The organism is Cellulomonas sp. URHD0024 (genome assembly GCF_000426185.1).
Classification (GTDB): domain Bacteria; phylum Actinomycetota; class Actinomycetes; order Actinomycetales; family Cellulomonadaceae; genus Cellulomonas.
Genome location: NZ_AUEW01000001.1, coordinates 708,201 through 725,768, shown reverse-complemented (window position 1 = coordinate 725,768; position 17,568 = coordinate 708,201). Strand labels below are relative to the sequence as shown.

The following is a 17,568-nucleotide window of genomic DNA, read 5'->3' as shown; positions in this document are numbered from 1 at the left end:
TTGGCCCGGCGGCGACTTCCTGAGGAATCCTTCGGCGAACCCGCAGCAGCGCCGCCGCACCTCGGTCAACCACGCCTGGAGCATCGACACATGGACCGTGCCTTCTTGCGCCTCGTCCGCGCACTGGCCCTCGCCCTCGCAGGCGTACTCGCCCTCACCGGGCTCTCCGCGACCGCCGCGATGGCTGGTGACGGTGCTGCGTCGATCTCGGGACACGTGGACCTGCCGGGCGACGTCGGGTGGTCGGCCGTCAGCGCCAGCTGGTGGCAGGACGACGTGTCTGGCTGGACCTACGACTCGTCCGCCGGCATCGAGCCCAGCGGCGACTTCGTGCTCCAGGGCCTGGACGAGGGTCGCGAGTACCGGCTCGAGGTCACCTCGTCGAGGACTGTTCGCGGCTACTACGCCGGACCCGGTGCCCAGCTGGCGCTGGTGAGCGATGGCGCCGAGGTCGTCACCGCACCGGCCGCCGGGCTGACGATGCTGACGCGGGAGTCGGCCACGATCTCGGGTCAGATCGCGCTTCCCGACTGGAACCAGCGGTCCTGGGCGGACGACATCATGTATGCCTCGTGGGTGGACGCCGTGCCGCTGGAGGTGACGTTGCCGAAGCCGTTGCGTACATGGCTGGCGGAGGACGGGACGTTCCAGGTCGATGGTCTCGTGTCCGGCGCCCTGTACCGCCTCGAGTTCGGCGACGGCCTTGGCGTCCTCGGCGGATCGTTCGACGGCGACGGTCAGGCGCTTGCGCGTGACCACTCGGCCTATGTGCCGGTTCCGGCGCCGAGCGTCGGCCTGACCGCCGAGCCCGGACGGTGGGCGACCATCTCCGGTTCGGTCGAGCTGCCCGAGGACTACGTGTACGACGAGGCGGCCCCGATCTCGCTCGAGGTCCTGCATCACGTGCCGAACTCGATCGTCTGGTTGCCCACAGGCAGCGCCAGCGTGGCCGCCGACGGGACGTTCGCGTTCGACCGCCTGGCCCCCGGCGAGAGCTACTCGCTGCGCATCTCCGACCCGATGCTGACTCACGTCGGCTTCGCGCAGGGCTGGGTGTCGGCTACAGGTCTCACCCAAGAAGGAAGCCGCATCCTCGACTTCGTCGCTCCCACCGACGGCGTGATCGTGCACCCCGTTGCCGACGACGACCGTGGCGGTGTGCAGGGAGTCGCAATCTCAGGGTCCGTCGTCCTCCCGAGCGGGGTGGACGCGTCGTCCATCAACGTCCAGGCCTACCGCTGGTCCGAGACGTCGCACTACTGGGTGTGGGCTGGTGCGGCCATGGCGCTGCAGGACGGGACAGGGCGGGCCAGCTTCGCCATCCACGGCCTCGACGCAGCCGTGTCCTACCGCCTCGAGGTGCAGGGCAACGACTCCTTGCTCGAAGGGTGGTGGATCGGCGACGACCAGCCGCTGGTGGCGCAAGCAGACGTCGCGCGGCCCATCACTGGGGCCCGTGCCGGCGTCCAGCTGCGCCCACGGTCGGCCGCCACGGTCTCGGGGACCGTGCACGCCCCGGCCGGCGGTGTGATCCGCGGGCGCGACGGCATCTCGATCACGGCGTACAGGGCGAGCACCTCCTACGGCATGACTCACTGGACCTACGCGAGGTCGGGGTGGTTCTTCAATTCCGCCGACGCCGACTCCGACCACGTCGACTTCGCCCTCGGCGGGCTGGACCCCGAGCAGACGTATCGCATTGAGGTGCGCGACACGTCCGGCACGTTCGCCGGCGGCTACTACGCAGGTGGCGACCTCACCGTGATGCACGCCGAGGACGGCACCGACATCCACGCCCCGCGAGCGAACCTGAACCTCACGCTTCGGCCGGCTGTGACCATCTCAGGCACGATCCTGCTCCCCGACGGCTACGTGCCGGCGACGATGCAGGTGACGGTTCGCGAGCCGTCGGAGTGGGGTGGCTGGACCTCCTCGAGATATGTGAGCGTGGGCAAGTCCGCGGACGGCTCCTACCCGTTCTCGGTCGGCGGCCTCGACCCCGGTGCGCCCTACCGGCTCGACTTCAGCGAGCTCGACGGAGACCTGCTCGCCGGGTCCTTCTCGGCGAACGGCGCGAAACTCGCTTCCACCGTCGAGTCGGGCACGTCGATCGTCGGCGGGCGGTCGGGTGTCGTTCTGCGGCCAGAGCGTGGTCAGACCATCTCGGGGACGCTCTCGCTGCCCACCGGGTACGTGCGCCCTCAGGCCTTCGGGCCGACTGTCACCGCGTACGGCGACAATGGGTACGGCTCGAGCCCGGTGTCCGTGGTCGACGGCTCGTACGTCATTCGGCGCCTGCGCCCCGGCACGTACTCGCTCGCATTCGCCGACGGCTCGGGCGGCTTCCTGGACGGTACGTACACAGGTCAGGAGCGCCCCCTGGCGTGGTCCGGGGACGGTACCTCCGTTGCCAGCGGGTCGACGGGGCTTCGCGCGGTCGCGCAGAGATCCTCCGCCCTCGCCGGCTCCCTCACCCGGCCCCCGGGCCACGAGGGCGACGATTGGGGTGCCGACGGGATCGTGAGCATCGTCGATGCCGCTTCCGGTGGATACGTGACGTCAACCTGGGCGCAGAGCGACTTCGGTGGTTCGGCGGACGGTTCGTTCCGGATCGGCGAGGTCCCCGCGGGGTCCTTCAAGATCGGGTTCAACCGTGAGAGCGGCAGCTCGCTGTACGCGGGCACCTTCTACACAGCCCGTGCGACGGACGGTCCCGTGCGGTTCGCCGACGCCGACGCCGTGAACGTGGCAGCCGGCGAAGCCGTCGAGGGCATCGACGGACGCCTCGTCACCTGCGCAACGGTGAGTGGAACCGTCGCGCCGGGTCTGGTCCCGGACGGCGCCTACGCGCAGGTGACCGTGTACAACGACGCGGACACATCCCTCGTGACCCGGTCCGCTTCGCCTGAGGACGGTGCGTACACGGTCACGGGTCTGCTCGACGGGTCCTACCGTGTGGCGCTCGGGTACTGGGGCGACGACGGCTACGTGAAGGTCTCCGAGCGGGAGGTGGTCGTCCCGGGGTGCCAGGAGGTGACCGGGGTTGACCTGCTGGACATGCCGTCCGTCACCAACGTCGCCAAGCCGACGATCGCCGGGACGCCGCAGGTGGGCAAGGTGCTGACCGTCGCCGCGGGCACGTGGTCGCCCTCGACGGTGTCCGTGACCTACCAGTGGTTGCGCGACGGTGACCCCGTTGCGGGCGCGACGACGCCGAGCTACGCGCTCACGGCGGCGGACCTGCATGCGCACGTCTCGGTCGAGGTCACGGCATCGAAGACCGGCTACCTCGACGCGTCCGCCACCTCTGCGCCGACCGAGGTGGTCGCAGCCGGGACGATCACCAGCTCGGTGAAGCCGCTGGTGACGGGGTCGGCGAAGGTGGGCTCCAGGCTGACGGCGACGGCCGGCATCTGGACGCCGTCGGAGACGAAGCCGACGTACCAGTGGCTGCGTGCCGGTGTCGCGATCTCGGGTGCGACGGCGTCCGCATACACGTTGACCGCGCCCGACGTGGGCAAGCAGGTTGCCGTGAAGGTCACCGTGTCCAGGGACGGCTACCTCGAGGCGTCGGCAACCTCGGCGCCGACCGACGTGGTCGCCGCTGGGACGATCAGCAGCTCGGTGAAGCCGGTGGTCTCGGGGACGGCGAAGGTCGGGGTGCAGCTGACCGCGTCGGCCGGTACGTGGACGCAGTCGGGGACGACTGCGACCTACAAGTGGCTGCGTGCCGGGGTGGCGATCACGAGTGCCACCGCGTCGACGTACACGCCGACCGCGTCGGACCTGGGCAAGGCGTTGGCGGTGACGGTGACCGCCGCCAAGGACGGGTACGGCGCGGCGGCAGCGACGTCCGAGCCGACGGCCGCGGTGGTCGCGGGCTCGTTCGCCAGGACGGTCAATCCGGTGGTGACCGGGACGGCGAAGGTCGGTGTGAAGCTGACGGCGTCGGCGGGTACCTGGTCGCCGACCGGGTCCACGGTCGCCTACCAGTGGCTGCGTGCCGGGGTGGCGATCACGGGTGCGACCGCGACGTCGTACGTGCCGACGGCGTCCGACCTGGGCAGGACGCTCGCGGTGAAGGTGACGGTCGCCCGCAGCGGGTACACGTCGGCGGCTGCGACGTCGGTGTCGACGGCGAAGGTCTCGTCGGGCACGATCACCAGCTCGGTCAAGCCGACGGTGACGGGGACCGCGAAGGTCGGGCAGACGTTGACCACGTCGGCGGGCACCTGGTCGCCGACCGGCCCGACCCTCACGTACCAGTGGCTTCGTGGTGGTGCCCCGATCAGCGGCGCGACCGGCAGGTCCTACGTCCTGACCAGTGCGAGCAAGGGCGCGTCGGTGTCGGTGAAGGTCACCGCGACCAAGGTGGGGTACACGACGGCATCGGTCACGACGGCGGCCGTCAAGGTCTCCTGATCGTCTGATCGGCCCGGGGCCGCGGCGAGGGCACCAGCCCACGCCGCGGCCTCTGACGTGCCCGGGGCCCGGCGCGCCAGACCAGCCGCACGATGGTCGCGCTCACTGTCGCGCCGTCGGTCGTGGGCCGCGTCGCGGGTCGTGAGACGCAGTCGCTCGGTGGTGTCAGCGACCGGCCGAGAGGTCCAGCGCCCTGGCGTGATCCTCGACCCGTCCCTGGGACTCGTACAGCCGGGCGAGCAGCGCCCAGGCCTGCGCCGCGGTGGGCTTGTTGGTCGTGGCTGCGAGCCAGGCCTGCTCGGCGTTGCGCTCGTCTCCCAGCTGAGCGAGTGCCAGCCCACGCCACACCTGGATGGAGGCGTCGAGGGGCGCACGGCGCAGGGCGTCGTCCAACGTCTCGAGCGCGACCGTCGGCTGCCCGGCGACCAGCTGGCCGGCGCCGAGGACGCGTTGCGCCTCGAGCGATCCGGTGGCGTCCACCGATCGTCGGGCCCATCGCGCGGCCGCCTCCGCGGACGGGACGTCACCCGCCTGCGTGCCGGCGAAGAAGGTCGTCGCGGCGACGAGCGGGATGTCGAGGTCCCACGGGCGGAGCCGCTGCGCGAGCGCGAACTGGTCGTCCGCCGCGTCGACGTCGCCGACCGACGCGTGCCGGACCGCCGAAGCGAGCGGGTACTCCGCGGCAGTGCCGACCACGAGGGCGACGGTGAGGGCGCCCGAGACGACGGCGACGGCCGGGGCGACGAACCGGCGGTGACTGGGCGCAGCGGCAACCAGGGTCCCCGCGAGCAGTGCGGCCAGACCTGCGGTGCCGGCGGAGGTGAAGTGGGTGCTCAGAGCGACGCCGTAGCCGACGACCGCGGCCAGGGCGCCGATCACGAGGTCGGACTGCTCAGGAGTCGATGCCGCCCGTGCTGCGCGCAGGCGACGGATGCCGAGCACCACCACGACGGCAGCCAGTGCGAGCGCGGAGACCAGCAGCGGCAGGCCCCCCGCCACCAGCGCCTGGACCGGCCAGGAGTGGGTGGAGTCGACCACCGAGACCGGATCGGCAGTCGTCGCCCACGACTGCGTGCGGTGCGCGGGCAGTGCGTCGACCAGGCCGCTGGGGCCCGCTCCGAGGAGGGGATGGTCCGCGGCGAGGTCGACGGCCGACCGCCAGAGGTCGCTGCGCCCGGTGACCGTCTCCGTGGCGAGGCCGCTCGTGCCCAGGGCGCGCGCGCGGGACAGGGGAAGGGCAAGCGTGCCGACGACGACGACGGCGGCCGCCGCTACCGGCCCGATCACCGCCGCGCTGCGCCAGGAGGCGCTTCCGGGGCGTTGCGCGACGAAGCACACCAGGAGTGCGGTGAGGACACCCAGCACGGCCCCGCGCGAGGCGGACGACACGACCGTGACCAACGCGCCCGCGAGCCCGAGCAGGAGCAGGGGCGATCGTCGACGGACGGCGGGAACGCACAGCAGAGCGACGAGCAGAACACCGACGACACCCTGGTCGGAGGCGTTCCCGAGCAGCGCCCCCGGCCGGGACACGTCCCCGCCGAGCGGACGAAGGCCCGCGGCTTCCAGGGCCGAGACCGTGCCCAGCAGGGCGGCGACCAGGGCCGACGCCGCCCAGAGCCAGCGCACCGAGCTGCCGGTCACCTGTGGCCCGAGCAACCGCGCGCCGGCCCACAGTGCCCCGACGTACAGCGGCACCGCGACCAGTCCTTCGTAGCGCGGCCAGCGCCCGAGCACCTGGGCCAGCGGCGCGGCGCCGGTGAGCGCGGCGACGGCCAGCCACGCAGCGCCGACTCCGACGAGCCACGCCGCCCAGCGGTGCAGCCGACCGGCCGCCGGTGCGAGCGCCGCAGCGAGCACCGCGACAGCCAGGACGGCCAGCTTCGGCAGCACGAAGCGGAAGAGGCCGCCGGGCGCGAGGACGACGGCGGACGCGGGGACGGCAGCGAGGGCGATCCGCGACCAGCCGGACCACGGGGTCGGGCCTTCGGTGGTGGCGACCGGACGTCCCGCAACGCGAGGCGAGCCGCTGCGTCCACCGCGCGGCCCGTCCCGCAGACCAGCGGTTCTCGACACGCAGACGAGGGTAGGTGACGGATGCGGTCCGGCCGCATGCCGCCCGCCTGCGGGGGATGGATTCCGTCTCCAGCGGCGGCGTCTTCTCGACCTGGTGTGGCCGTGGGTTCGAGTCCGTTCGGGTGAAGTGCGCTTCTGCAACGAATGTCGGACTTGTCACAGATCGCGGGGCTGGGCGATTCTGGTCCCCGCGCATGTTCTGAACGCCCCGCGCGCCACGACCGCTGGAGCAAACGACATGCACCCTGCCCTCTCGCGCTCGGCCCGCGCGCTCGCCCTCGGCCTCGCGGCCACGCTGGCGCTCACGATGTTGCCCGCGACCTCCGCGCTGGCCGGGGGTGGGGTCGTGGGTGCGACGTCGGTCGAGGCGAGCGACGGTGCGGGGGCGGGGTCGGACAAGCAGGCGCTTGCGACGATCTCCGGCTCGCTCGTGCTACCCGACCCGAGCGATCGGTCGGACCAGGACGCGTACAGCCACCCGATGACCGTGCAGGCAGTCGCCCTCGACGCCTCGCTGCCCGCTGTCGCGCCCGTGGACCTCGGGGGCGACTCGACGTTCGTCGTCGCCGGCCTGGTGCCTGGCGCCTCCTACCGGCTCCAGCTCAGTGACGGAGCCGGCGTGCTGGGCGGCTGGTTCGCGGGCGGCGGGCAGCACCTCGTTCGCGAACCGTCGGCGTCTGCGCCCGTCTCGGCGCCCACGCACGGGCTGATCGCGATGCCCGGTGAGTGGTCGTCGATCGCTGGCACCGTCGAGCTGTCGGCGGGCTTCGTCCACGACGAGTCGGCGCCCCTCGTCGTGAGCGCGTCCCACCACCACGACGGGGACTTCCGTTCGATCACGGACACCGCGACCGTTGCTGCTGACGGCGCGTACGCCCTCGAGCACCTCGCGCCGGGTGAGGCATACTCCCTGCGCCTCGAGGACCCGACGGCATCGCACCCGGAGCTCGCGTCGGGCTGGGTGACCGCGACCGGAGTCGTCGACGACGCGCGCGGGAGCGTGGACGTCGAGGCGCCGGCCGGCGGGGTCGTCGTCCATCCCTCACCCGCTGCCGGAGCCGCGGCGCGGCATGCCGACGCTCTGGACTCGCACGTCGAGGGGGCGGCCACCCTGGTCACGATCTCCGGTTCCGTCGTCATGCCGGCGGGGGCCGGTCCGGCGGGGGTCAACGTCGGGGCGTACCGCTGGGACGCGTCCGCGAACTTCTGGGAACTGGTGGACTCACGGTACTCGTCGGGCGAGACGTTCAGCATCGACGGGTTGGACCCGGCGGTGTCGTACCGACTTCGGTTGTTCGGGCAGATGGGGTACGTCGGCGGATGGTGGGCGGGCGCCGGCCAACCCCTCGTGCGGGAACCGGGCGCCGCGGTCGACATCGCCGGTGGGCGCTCCGGCCTCGAGCTCCACCCGCGGGCCGCTGCTGCCATGACCGTCAGCGTGCGCCCGCCGCTGGGTGCCACCATCGGGCTGGCCGACGGCGTCTACATCTACGCGTGGACGGACGCGACGAACTGGGGCAACACCCCGGCGGCCTCCACCAGCGTGCCCGTGGGTGACCATGTGGACTTCACCCTCGCCGGGATGGATCCCCAGCTCGGGTACCGGTTCCAGGTCGGAGTGTCGTCAGGCCCGTTCGTCGGGGGCTACTACGCAGGCAGCCCGCAGCTCGTCGCGACGTACCAGGACGCGGTCGTCGTCTCCGTTCCCAGCTCTGTGCAGGTCTCGCTCCGTCCGGCGGTGTCGATCTCGGGAACGCTCCTGCTGCCGACCGGGTACACCCCCGGGACGATGCAGGTCGGTGTCACCTCGTCGACGCCAGGTCTCGGCGGCGGGTTCCAGACCGTGGTCAAGGCCGCGGACGGGTCGTACCGGTTCTCTGTCGGACGTCTCGACGGTGCAGTGGCGTACCGGCTCCAGTTCTGGGAGAACGACGGGGGAGGGGTGTACGGCAATCTCCTGCCCGGGTACTACTCCGCCGACGGATCCCCCCTCGCCGACTCCGCCGACGGTGCGGCGTCGATCGTCGGCGGGCGGTCGGGAGTCGTGGTGAAGCCGACCACCGGTCAGACGATCTCGGGTCGCCTGTCCTTGCCGGCCGGATACACACCGCCGAATGGCTCGTCGGGGCCGCAGATGTCGGCCGAGAGTACGACCGTGTCGTACGTCGCGAACGCTCAGGTTTCGGCCAACGGTTCCTTCGCCGTGCGGCGCGTGCGACCCGGTAGCGCTCTCCTCTGGTTCAACGACGGCCCCGGCGGCATCGTCGATGGTCGCTATGCCGGCCAGGACAAGCCGCTCCAGCACGCGTGGTGGGTGGACGGCACGCCGGTCTCATCCGGCCAGACGGGTCTGCGCGCCGTCGCCCAGGCGGCCTCCTCCGTCCTCGGCTCACTCACGCGTCCGGCGGATCCCGCGGGCGACGGGGGCCACGACGGCGGCGTCAGCGTCGTCGACGCGGCGTCCGGTCACATCGTGGCGCAGGGGTGGTCGCCGTCTGATGCCTACCAGGTCGACGAGGTGCCGTCCGGTTCCTTCAAGATCGGGTTCAACCGGGAGAGCGGCTTCTCGTTGTACACCGGCACGTTCTACAAGCCCGGAGCGAGCGACGGGCCCGTGCGGCTCGCCGACGCGGACGTCGTCCCGGTCGGGATCGGCGAGGTCGTCGACGGCATCGACGGGCACCTCACGACGTGCGCGACAGTCAGCGGCACGATCGAGCCGGGTCTGATCCCGGACGGCGCGGTGGGCAAGGTCACCGTCTACAACGACGACGACCCGAACCTCGTGTCGAGAACGTCCGAGCTGGTGGCTGGGGGCCCGTACACAGTCACAGGTCTGCTCGACGGCTCGTATCACGTCGCGCTCGGCTACTGGCCGTCGAGCGGCTCCGGAGCCACTGACTTCACCGAGGTCTCGCAACGGGACGTCGTGATCCCCGGGTGCGAGGACGTGGCCGGGATCAACCTGGTGGCGATGCCGTCGTTGACGAGCACGGTCACGCCGACGGTCAGCGGCACGGCCAAGGTCGGGTCCACGCTCACGGCGACGGCGGGCACCTGGTCGCCCGCGGCGACGACGGTGTCGTACCAGTGGCTTGGCGGCGGCGGCGAGATCAGCGGTGCAACGGCGTCGACCTACACGGTGACGGGAGCCGAGGCCGGCGCGCCGGTCTCGGTGCGGGTGACCGCGAGCAGGTCCGGCTACCTGAGGTCGTCGGTGACCTCGGCCGCCACGGCCGCAGTCTCCCCGGGCACGATCATGAGGACCGCCAAGCCGACGGTGGCCGGCGCGGCCAAGGTGGGCACGAAGCTGACTGCGACGCCAGGGACGTGGTCCCCGGCGGGAACGACGCCCGCGTACCAGTGGCTGCGTGGCGGTGTCGCGATCAGCGGTGCGACGTCGTCGACCTACACGCTGGCCGCCGCCGACCTGGGCACCGCGGTCTCGGTACGGGTGACGGCCCTCAAGATCGGCTACACCAGCGTGACGGCGACCTCGGCAACCACCGCGACGGTGCTCGTCGGGACGATCACGAACACGGTGAAGCCCGTGATCTCCGGGTCTGCGAAGGTCGGCGCGAAGCTGACGTCGTCGACCGGCACGTGGTCGCCGACGACCGTCACGCGGACCTACCAGTGGTTGCGAAACGGTGCGGTCATCACCGGCGCGACCGCGTCGACCTACTCGCTCGCCCTGGCGGACCTCGGCGCGACGGTCTCGCTGCGCGTCACCGCCAAGAAGTCCGGATTCACCACGCTCGTGGTGACGTCGGCCGCGACGGCGAAGGTCACCGCGGGGTCGTTCGTCAACACGGTCAAGCCGACGGTGTCCGGCACGGCGAAGGTCGGGTACACGTTGACCGCGATCGCAGGGACCTGGTCCCCGAACCCGACCACCGTGACCTACCAGTGGCTGCGTTCGGGTGTGGCGATCAGCGGTGCGACCGCGTCGACGTACCGGCTGACGGCATCCGACCTGGCCAAGGCGGTGGCGGTGAAGGTCGTGGTCTCACGGACCGGGTACGTCACCAGGAGCGCGACCTCGACGGCGACGGCTGCCGTGGCGGCGGGCACGATCACCACCAAGGTCTCGCCGGTGGTCACGGGCACGCCGAAGGTCGGGTCGACCCTCACCGTGACGCCGGGAACCTGGACGCCGACCGGGACGACCGTGACCTACCAGTGGTTGCGGTCGGGCGTGGCGATCAGCGGGGCCACGGCCGCGAGCTACAAGCTCACCAGCGCGAGCACGGGCACGGCCGTCTCGGTCCGGGTCACGGTGAGACGGACCGGGTACACCACCAGGTCGGTGACGACGGCGGCGCTGACGATCTCCTGAGCCGGCGGACTGGGTCCCCGGGGTGCGCTCTCGCGTCGCCGCCGTGGCCGACGACGGCCCTGGACGGGCGGTCGCGGGCGGCCGACCTCGCCACGAGTGGTGAGGGCGGGTGTGCCCGGCCTAGCCTCGGTCCATGGCCCACGCGCGACATGTCCCGTTCGGTCCCGCCCCCCGACCCACGAGCGACACAGAGATCGCGTCCCGAGTCCGAGAGCTCCTGTCGACCCTGGGGCAGCCGGGCGTCCGCGGTCTGGACCAGGTCACCGTGACCGCTCACCTGGACGGCGCCGACGTCTCGTCCCTGCTCGTGGATGCCTCTGGTGTCGTCGTCGGTCTCGACCGAGCGGACCCGGTACACCTCGCGTCGGTGGATGTCACGCATCGCGAGCCGGCGACCGTCCGCACGTTCGAGCTCGTGGCTCACGCTGCGTCGGTCGCGGAGGTTCCCGTCGATGTGGCGGTCGCGGCGAGCGACCTGCGCTTTGCGTGGGCGACGACCTCGGACGGCCACCTCTTCGTCGAGGTGCAGCCGCCATCCGAGGACGACCCGGTGGTCGGCACGGCGAGAGTCTCCGCACGGCTGGAGGACCTCGAGGGTGCAGCGCGGGTGGTACTTGCCGCCGAGCTCGAGGCGAGGGGGCTCAACCTGACCGCCCTCGACATCGAGCTCGAGAACCGGGGGCCTCGCGAGCTGCTCGTCCGAGCGTCTGCGACGGTGCAGAAGAGCATCATGCGCGCCGCCGTGACGCTGACGGCCGATGCGTCGATCGACGACGCCCTTGTGCTCTCGATCCGCGACCCGAAGCTGGTGGGCAGCAACCCGATCGTGGACAGGCTCGTCGAACCGTTCCGTCCGACCATCGCGGCCGCGGTCCGACGCACGATCGACCTCGCTGCGCTGCTTCCCCCGGGAGTGTCCGTGTCCGACGTCAGCGTGGTTGCCGACGCCGACACAGTCGTGGTCTCGGCGACGTTCGGGTAGAGCGTCGACGGAGCGTCTCCTACGCCGCCGCCACGTGACGTTCCGGTCGTCGACGGTTCACTCGGCGAGTGCCTGGACCATGCCGTGCCGGCCTATGTCGACGAGCGTCGGGTGCTCGTCCGGGTACGCCTGCAGCGACAGCGACATGTGCAACGCCCACGCCTGAGCGCGCCGCCACGTGGCCTCGTCGGGCCCCAGCCGGTCGCGGAAGGCGGCTCGACCCTCGGCGTCGAACGTGAGCCAGGCCGTCGCCAGGTCGCAGGCGGGGTCTCCCGACGTCACGTCTCCGAAGTCGATCACCGCGCGCAGGACACCCTCGCGCACCAGCAGGTTGGCGGGGTGCGGATCGCCGTGCAACCACAGCGGGGGTCCGTCCCACGCCGGCGCGTCGGCGAGGTCACGGAAGCGGGCGAGGATCCCGTCGGCGTCGGGGAGGTCGAGGATCTCGAGGCGCTCGGAGAACCGTCCCCGCGGCACCGGGATCCCGCGGAAGGGGTTGACGGGCGCGTCGGGCGGAGCCGGCCTGTGCAGGGCGACGAAGACCTCGGCGAGCTGCACCGCCCAGGCCGACCTGTCGACGACAGGCGTGTGGTGGGCTGCGACCGCGTCGAACCACGGGACGAGGCTCCACGACCACGGGTAGGTCGACGACGGGACGCCGACCCGGACGGGGACCGGCACGTCGACCGGGAGGAGCGGTGCGAGGACCGGGAGCCACGCCTGCTCGTTCGCCACGAGCGGTGCCGCGATCGCCCGTACGGGGAACCGGCCGGCGAGGTCGTCGCCCACCCGCCACAGCGCGTTGTCCCAGCCGGTTCCCGCCCACCTCAGCGGCAGCTCGGCGAGGTCGGGATGCTGGGCGCCCAGCAGCGCGCGCACGAGCGTCTCCGAGACGTCGATCTCCGGGACCGGGTGCACGATCATCGCGCGGAGACGGTGCGGTTCTCGTCGTACGGGACCGACCAGCCGAGCGCGTCGAACATCCGTGCCAGGACGATGCCGGTGAATCCCCAGACGAGGACTCCGTCGACGAGGAACGCGGGCGTGCGGACGGTGCGGCCCCAGCGGGTGTGCTCCACGCTCGCGCGGTTCTTCGGCTCGAGCAGGTCGGTCACCGACACCCGGAACACGTCCACCGTCTCCGCGTGGTCCACGGCGGCGACGCGCGACGGGCGCGTCCACCAGGCCGGGACGGGCGTGACGAGGTGATTGCTCACCGGCACGGGCAATGGGGGCAGCGTGCCCAGGAGGTCGACCCCGGACGGGTCGAGCCCGGTCTCTTCGACGGCTTCCCGGAGCGCCGCCGCCTGTGGGCCGTGGTCCGACGGTTCGAGCCGACCGCCCGGGAACGCGATCTGGCCGGCGTGGCTGCCCAAGCCGGCCGCACGCCGCTGGAGCAGGACGTCGAGGTCGTGCGCGGTGGCCAGCGGACCTGTGCCCTCGAGCTCACCGAACAGGACCAGGACCGCCGCCGGCCGAGCGTCGGCAGGGTCCGACAGCATGCGCGCCGGGTCCACGCGCCAGTCCAGGCCGCGGGCGCACAGGTCGGTGAGCTCCTCACGAGCCCCACGAAGGGAGGGTGAGCTCATCCGCGCGCCCGCACGCGCTGTCCGAAGACGCTGAAGGCCTTCTCCGCGGCGGGCACGAGGATCGGGAGCTGCTCCGCACCCGCGGCGCGGATGGTCTCGATCTCGTCGTCGGCGAGCTGCCCGACCATGTCCGGCGTCGACAACCAGAGCGCGAGCATGCCGGCGTCGAGCTCCGGGTGGAACTGCAGGCCGAGCGCGCTGCCCGCCCGGAACGCCTGCACCGGCGTCAGCTCGGTCGACGCCAGCAGGGTGGCACCGGGCGGCAGGTCGACCGAGTCCGAGTGCCAGTGCAGCACGTTCGGACGCGACCCGAAAACACCCAGGACCGGGTCGTCGGCGACGACGTCGACCGGTGCGAACCCGATCTCTGTTCCGGTTCGCCGTCGCAGCCGTGACCCGAGCGCCAGCGCGAGCAGCTGCATGCCCAGGCAGATCCCGAGCACCGGGACGTCGGCCTCGACCGCCGACGCCAGGAGCGCCTGCTCGGCGGCCAGCCCGGGGTGTCCCGTCAGGTCGTCCGCGTCCATCGCGCCGCCCATGACGACGACGCCCGACACGTCGTCGAGCGCCGGCAGACGCGGTTCGGCCACGTCGAGGACCGTGCGCACGCGAACCGGCGTGTCCAGGCCGTTCGCGATCAGGCCGGGTCCCTCGTGCGGGGCATGGGTGAGGATCAGCACAGGTCGCACGCTGGTCACCACCCGTCCGGCAGCGGACGCCCTTCCTCGTAGCCCGCAGCCGACTGGATGCCCACCACCGCCTGGTCGTGCAGCTCGTCCAGGGTCGTCGCGCCGACGTACGTGGCCGCGGAGCGCACGCCCGCGGTGATGTGGTCGATCAGGTCCTCGACGCCGGGGCGACGGGGATCGAGGTACATCCGGGACGACGAGATGCCTTCCTCGTAGAGCGCCTTGCGGGCACGCTCGAACGCGGTCACGCCGACGGTCCGGGCCGCGACCGCCCGCGCCGAGGCCATGCCGAAGCTCTCCTTGTACAGCCGACCCGTGCCGTCCGCGTGCAGGTCGCCCGGGCTCTCGTGCGTACCGGCGAACCACGAGCCGACCATCACCTGGGCCGCTCCGGCGGCCAGAGCCAGCGCGACGTCGCGCGGGTGACGCACGCCGCCGTCCGCCCACACGTGCCGGCCGAGGCGGCGCGCCTCGGCGGCGCACTCCAGCACGGCGGAGAACTGCGGTCGTCCGACGGCGGTCATCATGCGCGTCGTGCACATCGCCCCGGGTCCCACGCCCACCTTGACGATGTCCGCGCCTGCGTCGATCAGGTCGCGCGTGCCGGCGGCCGTGACGACGTTGCCGGCGACGACCGGCACCTGCGGGTCGAGCGAACGCACGGCGCTCAGGGCGTCGAGCATCTTGCGCTGGTGCCCGTGCGCGGTGTCGACGACGAGCACGTCGATGCCCGCCTCGAGCAGCTCGGACGCCTTCTGCTTCACGTCCCCGTTGATGCCGACGGCGGCAGCGACGCGCAGGCGTCCGTCGGCGTCCAGCGCGGGACGGTAGATCGACGACCGCAGCGCGCCCACCTGTGTCAGCACGCCGACGAGCTCGCCGTCGCGGACCACGGGCGAGAAGCGGCGCCGAGCGGCGTGCAGCGTCTCGAATGCCGCCTCCAGCCCCCGGTGGCCGCCGAGCTCGAGAACAGCCAGGTCGAGCGTCGTCGGATCGGCGCTCATCACCGCCCCGACCTGCGTGAAGCGGTCGACCCCGCCGCAGTCGGCCTCCGTCACGACGCCGATCGGCCGGCCGCCGTCGACGACGACGGCCGCACCGTGGGACCGCTTGCCGATGAGGGTGAGCGCGGTGTGGACCGTGTCGTGCGGGCCCACGACCACGGCGGTCTCGATGACGGTGTCCTTGGCCTTGACGGACGCGACGACCTCGGCGACCACGTCTGTCGGGACGTCCTGGGGGAGCACGGTGATGCCGCCGCGACGGGCGACGGTCTCGGCCATCCTGCGACCGGCGACGGCCGTCATGTTCGCGACGACGACCGGGATGGTCGTGCCGGTGCCGTCGGCAGCCGTCAGGTCGACGTCGAAACGGGAGGTGACCTCGGAACGCGACGGGACGAGGAACACGTCTCCGTAGGTGAGGTCGGAGGTGGCCGCGTGGCCGGGCAGGAAGCGCATGGGTGTTCCCCTTTCCTGTCGATTGTAGTGCGTGGCACCGGACGTGCTTCCTGGGTCCGACCTCGTAGAGTGTGACGATCCGACTCGCAGGAAAGGCAGGTGCACACCCATGGGGCAGCTCGATCGCATCAGCTCCCCGGTGGACGTGCGCCGCCTCAACGCCAAGCAGGCGGACGAGCTCGCCGCTGAGATCCGTACGTTCCTCGTCGAGTCCGTGTCCCGCACCGGCGGCCACCTGGGCCCGAACCTCGGCGTCGTCGAGCTGACGATCGCGATGCACCGGGTGTTCGAGTCGCCGCTGGACACCATGGTCTTCGACACCGGGCACCAGGCGTACGTGCACAAGCTGCTGACGGGCCGCACCGACTTCTCGAAGCTGCGCAGCCGCGACGGTCTGTCGGGCTACCCCAGCCGCGCCGAGTCCGAGCACGACGTCGTCGAGAACTCGCACGCCTCGACGGCCCTGAGCTGGGCGGACGGCATCGCCAAGGCCAACGAGCTGCAGGGTCGTGGTGACCGGCACGTCGTGGCGGTGATCGGCGACGGCGCTCTCACGGGTGGCATGGCCTGGGAGGCGCTCAACAACATCGCCGACGGGCAGGACCGGCGGCTGGTCATCGTCGTGAACGACAACGGCCGTTCCTACGCGCCGACCATCGGGGGGATGGCGCACCACCTGGACACGCTGCGGGCCACCCAGGGCTACGAGAACGTGCTCACCTGGGGCAAGCGAACGCTGCGGCGTGCCGGTCCTCCGGGGAGGGCCACGTACGAAGCGCTGCACGGCATGAAGAAGGGCATCAAGGACGTCCTGGTGCCGCAGGGCATGTTCGAGGACCTCGGCATCAAGTACGTCGGCCCGGTCGACGGGCACGACATCCGCGCGGTCGAACGGTCGCTGCGGGCCGCCAAGGCGTTCGGCGGCCCGGTCATCGTGCACGTCATCACCGAGAAGGGACGCGGCTACACGCCCGCCGAGCAGGACGTCGCCGACAGGTTCCACGCCGTCGGCAGGATCCATCCGGAGACCGGGCTGCCGCTGGCGCCGTCGCGGTTCGGCTGGACCGGCGTGTTCGCCGACGAGATCGTGCGGATCGGCAGGCAGCGCAAGGACGTCGTCGCGATCACTGCGGCGATGCTCCAGCCGGTGGGCCTCGCGCCGTTCGCGGCGGAGTTCCCGGAGCGCGTGTTCGACGTCGGCATCGCCGAGCAGCACGCCGCAACCTCTGCAGCCGGTATGGCGTTCGGTGGTCTGCACCCCGTGGTGGCCGTGTACGCCACGTTCCTCAACCGGGCCTTCGACCAGGTGCTCATGGACGTGGCCCTGCACAGGGCCGGCGTCACGTTCGTGCTCGACCGCGCCGGCCTGACCGGTGAGGACGGAGCGAGCCACAACGGCATGTGGGACATGGCCATGCTCGGCATCGTCCCCGGCCTGCGGCTCGCGGCCCCGCGCGACGAGCCGACCTTGCGGGCCGCGCTGCGGGCCGCGGTCGACGTGGACGACGCCCCGACCGTCGTGCGTTACCCCAAGGGCGCCCTCGTCGACCCGGTGCCCGCACTCGAGGACCTCGACGGCGTCGACCTGCTCGCGCGCCACGAGGGGCCGCCGGACGCGGCCTCCGTGCTTGTCGTCGGGGTCGGGGCGATGGTCGGCACGGCGCTCGCTGTGGCCGAGATCCTGGCCGCGCACGGGCTCCGCGTCGACGTCGTCGACCCCCGGTGGGTCCTGCCGGTGCCCGAGTCGCTCACCAAGCTGGTCGGCGAGCACCACCACGTCGTGACGGTCGAGGACGGCGTCGTCGACGGCGGGATCGGCGCACTGATCGGCCAGCGCGCCGCCGAGGCAGGCATGACCACACCGGTGCAGGCCGTCGGCATCCCGCGGACGTTCCTGAACCACGCGACGCGTGACGAGCTCGTCGACACGTTGCGTCTGCGTCCCGAGGACATCGCCCGGGACACCCTCGTCGCGCTCGGTCGTAGAGTGTGACGCACGCAATGTCCCTCT

General features: G+C 71.9%; 9 protein-coding genes. 4 read left to right on the top strand and 5 right to left on the bottom strand.

The window, feature by feature from the left end; genetic code table 11:
* The first annotated feature begins 90 nt into the window (after positions 1–90).
* The gene (locus tag I847_RS25340; protein WP_051274412.1) at positions 91–4,422 is read left to right on the top strand and encodes a hypothetical protein; all 4,332 of its coding nucleotides are present in this window, start codon (positions 91–93) and stop codon (positions 4,420–4,422) included.
* Between the two features lie 165 nt (positions 4,423–4,587).
* On the opposite strand, the gene I847_RS21715 is transcribed toward I847_RS25340, so the two are convergent.
* Positions 4,588–6,498, bottom strand: coding sequence for an O-antigen ligase (locus tag I847_RS21715; RefSeq protein WP_051274411.1), 1,911 nt, complete (start codon positions 6,496–6,498; stop codon positions 4,588–4,590).
* 238 nt (positions 6,499–6,736) lie between these two features.
* On the opposite strand from I847_RS21715, the gene I847_RS26520 reads away from it, so the two are divergent.
* Positions 6,737–10,837, top strand: coding sequence for a hypothetical protein (locus I847_RS26520; protein ID WP_028048562.1), 4,101 nt, complete (start codon positions 6,737–6,739; stop codon positions 10,835–10,837).
* 133 nt (positions 10,838–10,970) lie between these two features.
* The gene (locus I847_RS0103380) at positions 10,971–11,819 is read left to right on the top strand and encodes a hypothetical protein (RefSeq protein WP_028048561.1); all 849 of its coding nucleotides are present in this window, start codon (positions 10,971–10,973) and stop codon (positions 11,817–11,819) included.
* 57 nt (positions 11,820–11,876) lie between these two features.
* Here the strand turns inward: I847_RS0103380 and I847_RS0103375 are convergent, their stop codons facing one another.
* From I847_RS0103375 to I847_RS0103360, 4 genes are read right to left on the bottom strand one after another with little or no spacing between them, the layout of a single operon-like run.
* The gene (locus tag I847_RS0103375; protein WP_028048560.1) at positions 11,877–12,743 is read right to left on the bottom strand and encodes an aminoglycoside phosphotransferase family protein; all 867 of its coding nucleotides are present in this window, start codon (positions 12,741–12,743) and stop codon (positions 11,877–11,879) included.
* Positions 12,740–13,408, bottom strand: coding sequence for a CoA pyrophosphatase (locus I847_RS0103370; protein WP_028048559.1), 669 nt, complete (start codon positions 13,406–13,408; stop codon positions 12,740–12,742). The genes I847_RS0103375 and I847_RS0103370 overlap by 4 nt, the downstream gene beginning before the upstream one ends.
* Positions 13,405–14,097 carry a type 1 glutamine amidotransferase gene (locus I847_RS0103365; protein ID WP_028048558.1) on the bottom strand — a complete coding sequence of 231 codons (693 nt, stop codon included), beginning with the start codon at positions 14,095–14,097 and terminating at the stop codon, positions 13,405–13,407. The genes I847_RS0103370 and I847_RS0103365 overlap by 4 nt, the downstream gene beginning before the upstream one ends.
* A gap of 5 nt (positions 14,098–14,102) precedes the next feature.
* Positions 14,103–15,557 carry a GuaB1 family IMP dehydrogenase-related protein gene (locus I847_RS0103360; RefSeq protein WP_028048557.1) on the bottom strand — a complete coding sequence of 485 codons (1,455 nt, stop codon included), beginning with the start codon at positions 15,555–15,557 and terminating at the stop codon, positions 14,103–14,105.
* A gap of 109 nt (positions 15,558–15,666) precedes the next feature.
* Here I847_RS0103360 and dxs point away from each other — a divergent pair, with 109 nt between their 5' ends.
* Positions 15,667–17,550, top strand: a complete 1,884-nt coding sequence (gene dxs / locus I847_RS0103355; protein WP_028048556.1) for a 1-deoxy-D-xylulose-5-phosphate synthase — start codon at positions 15,667–15,669, stop codon at positions 17,548–17,550.
* The last annotated feature ends 18 nt before the right edge of the window (positions 17,551–17,568 follow it).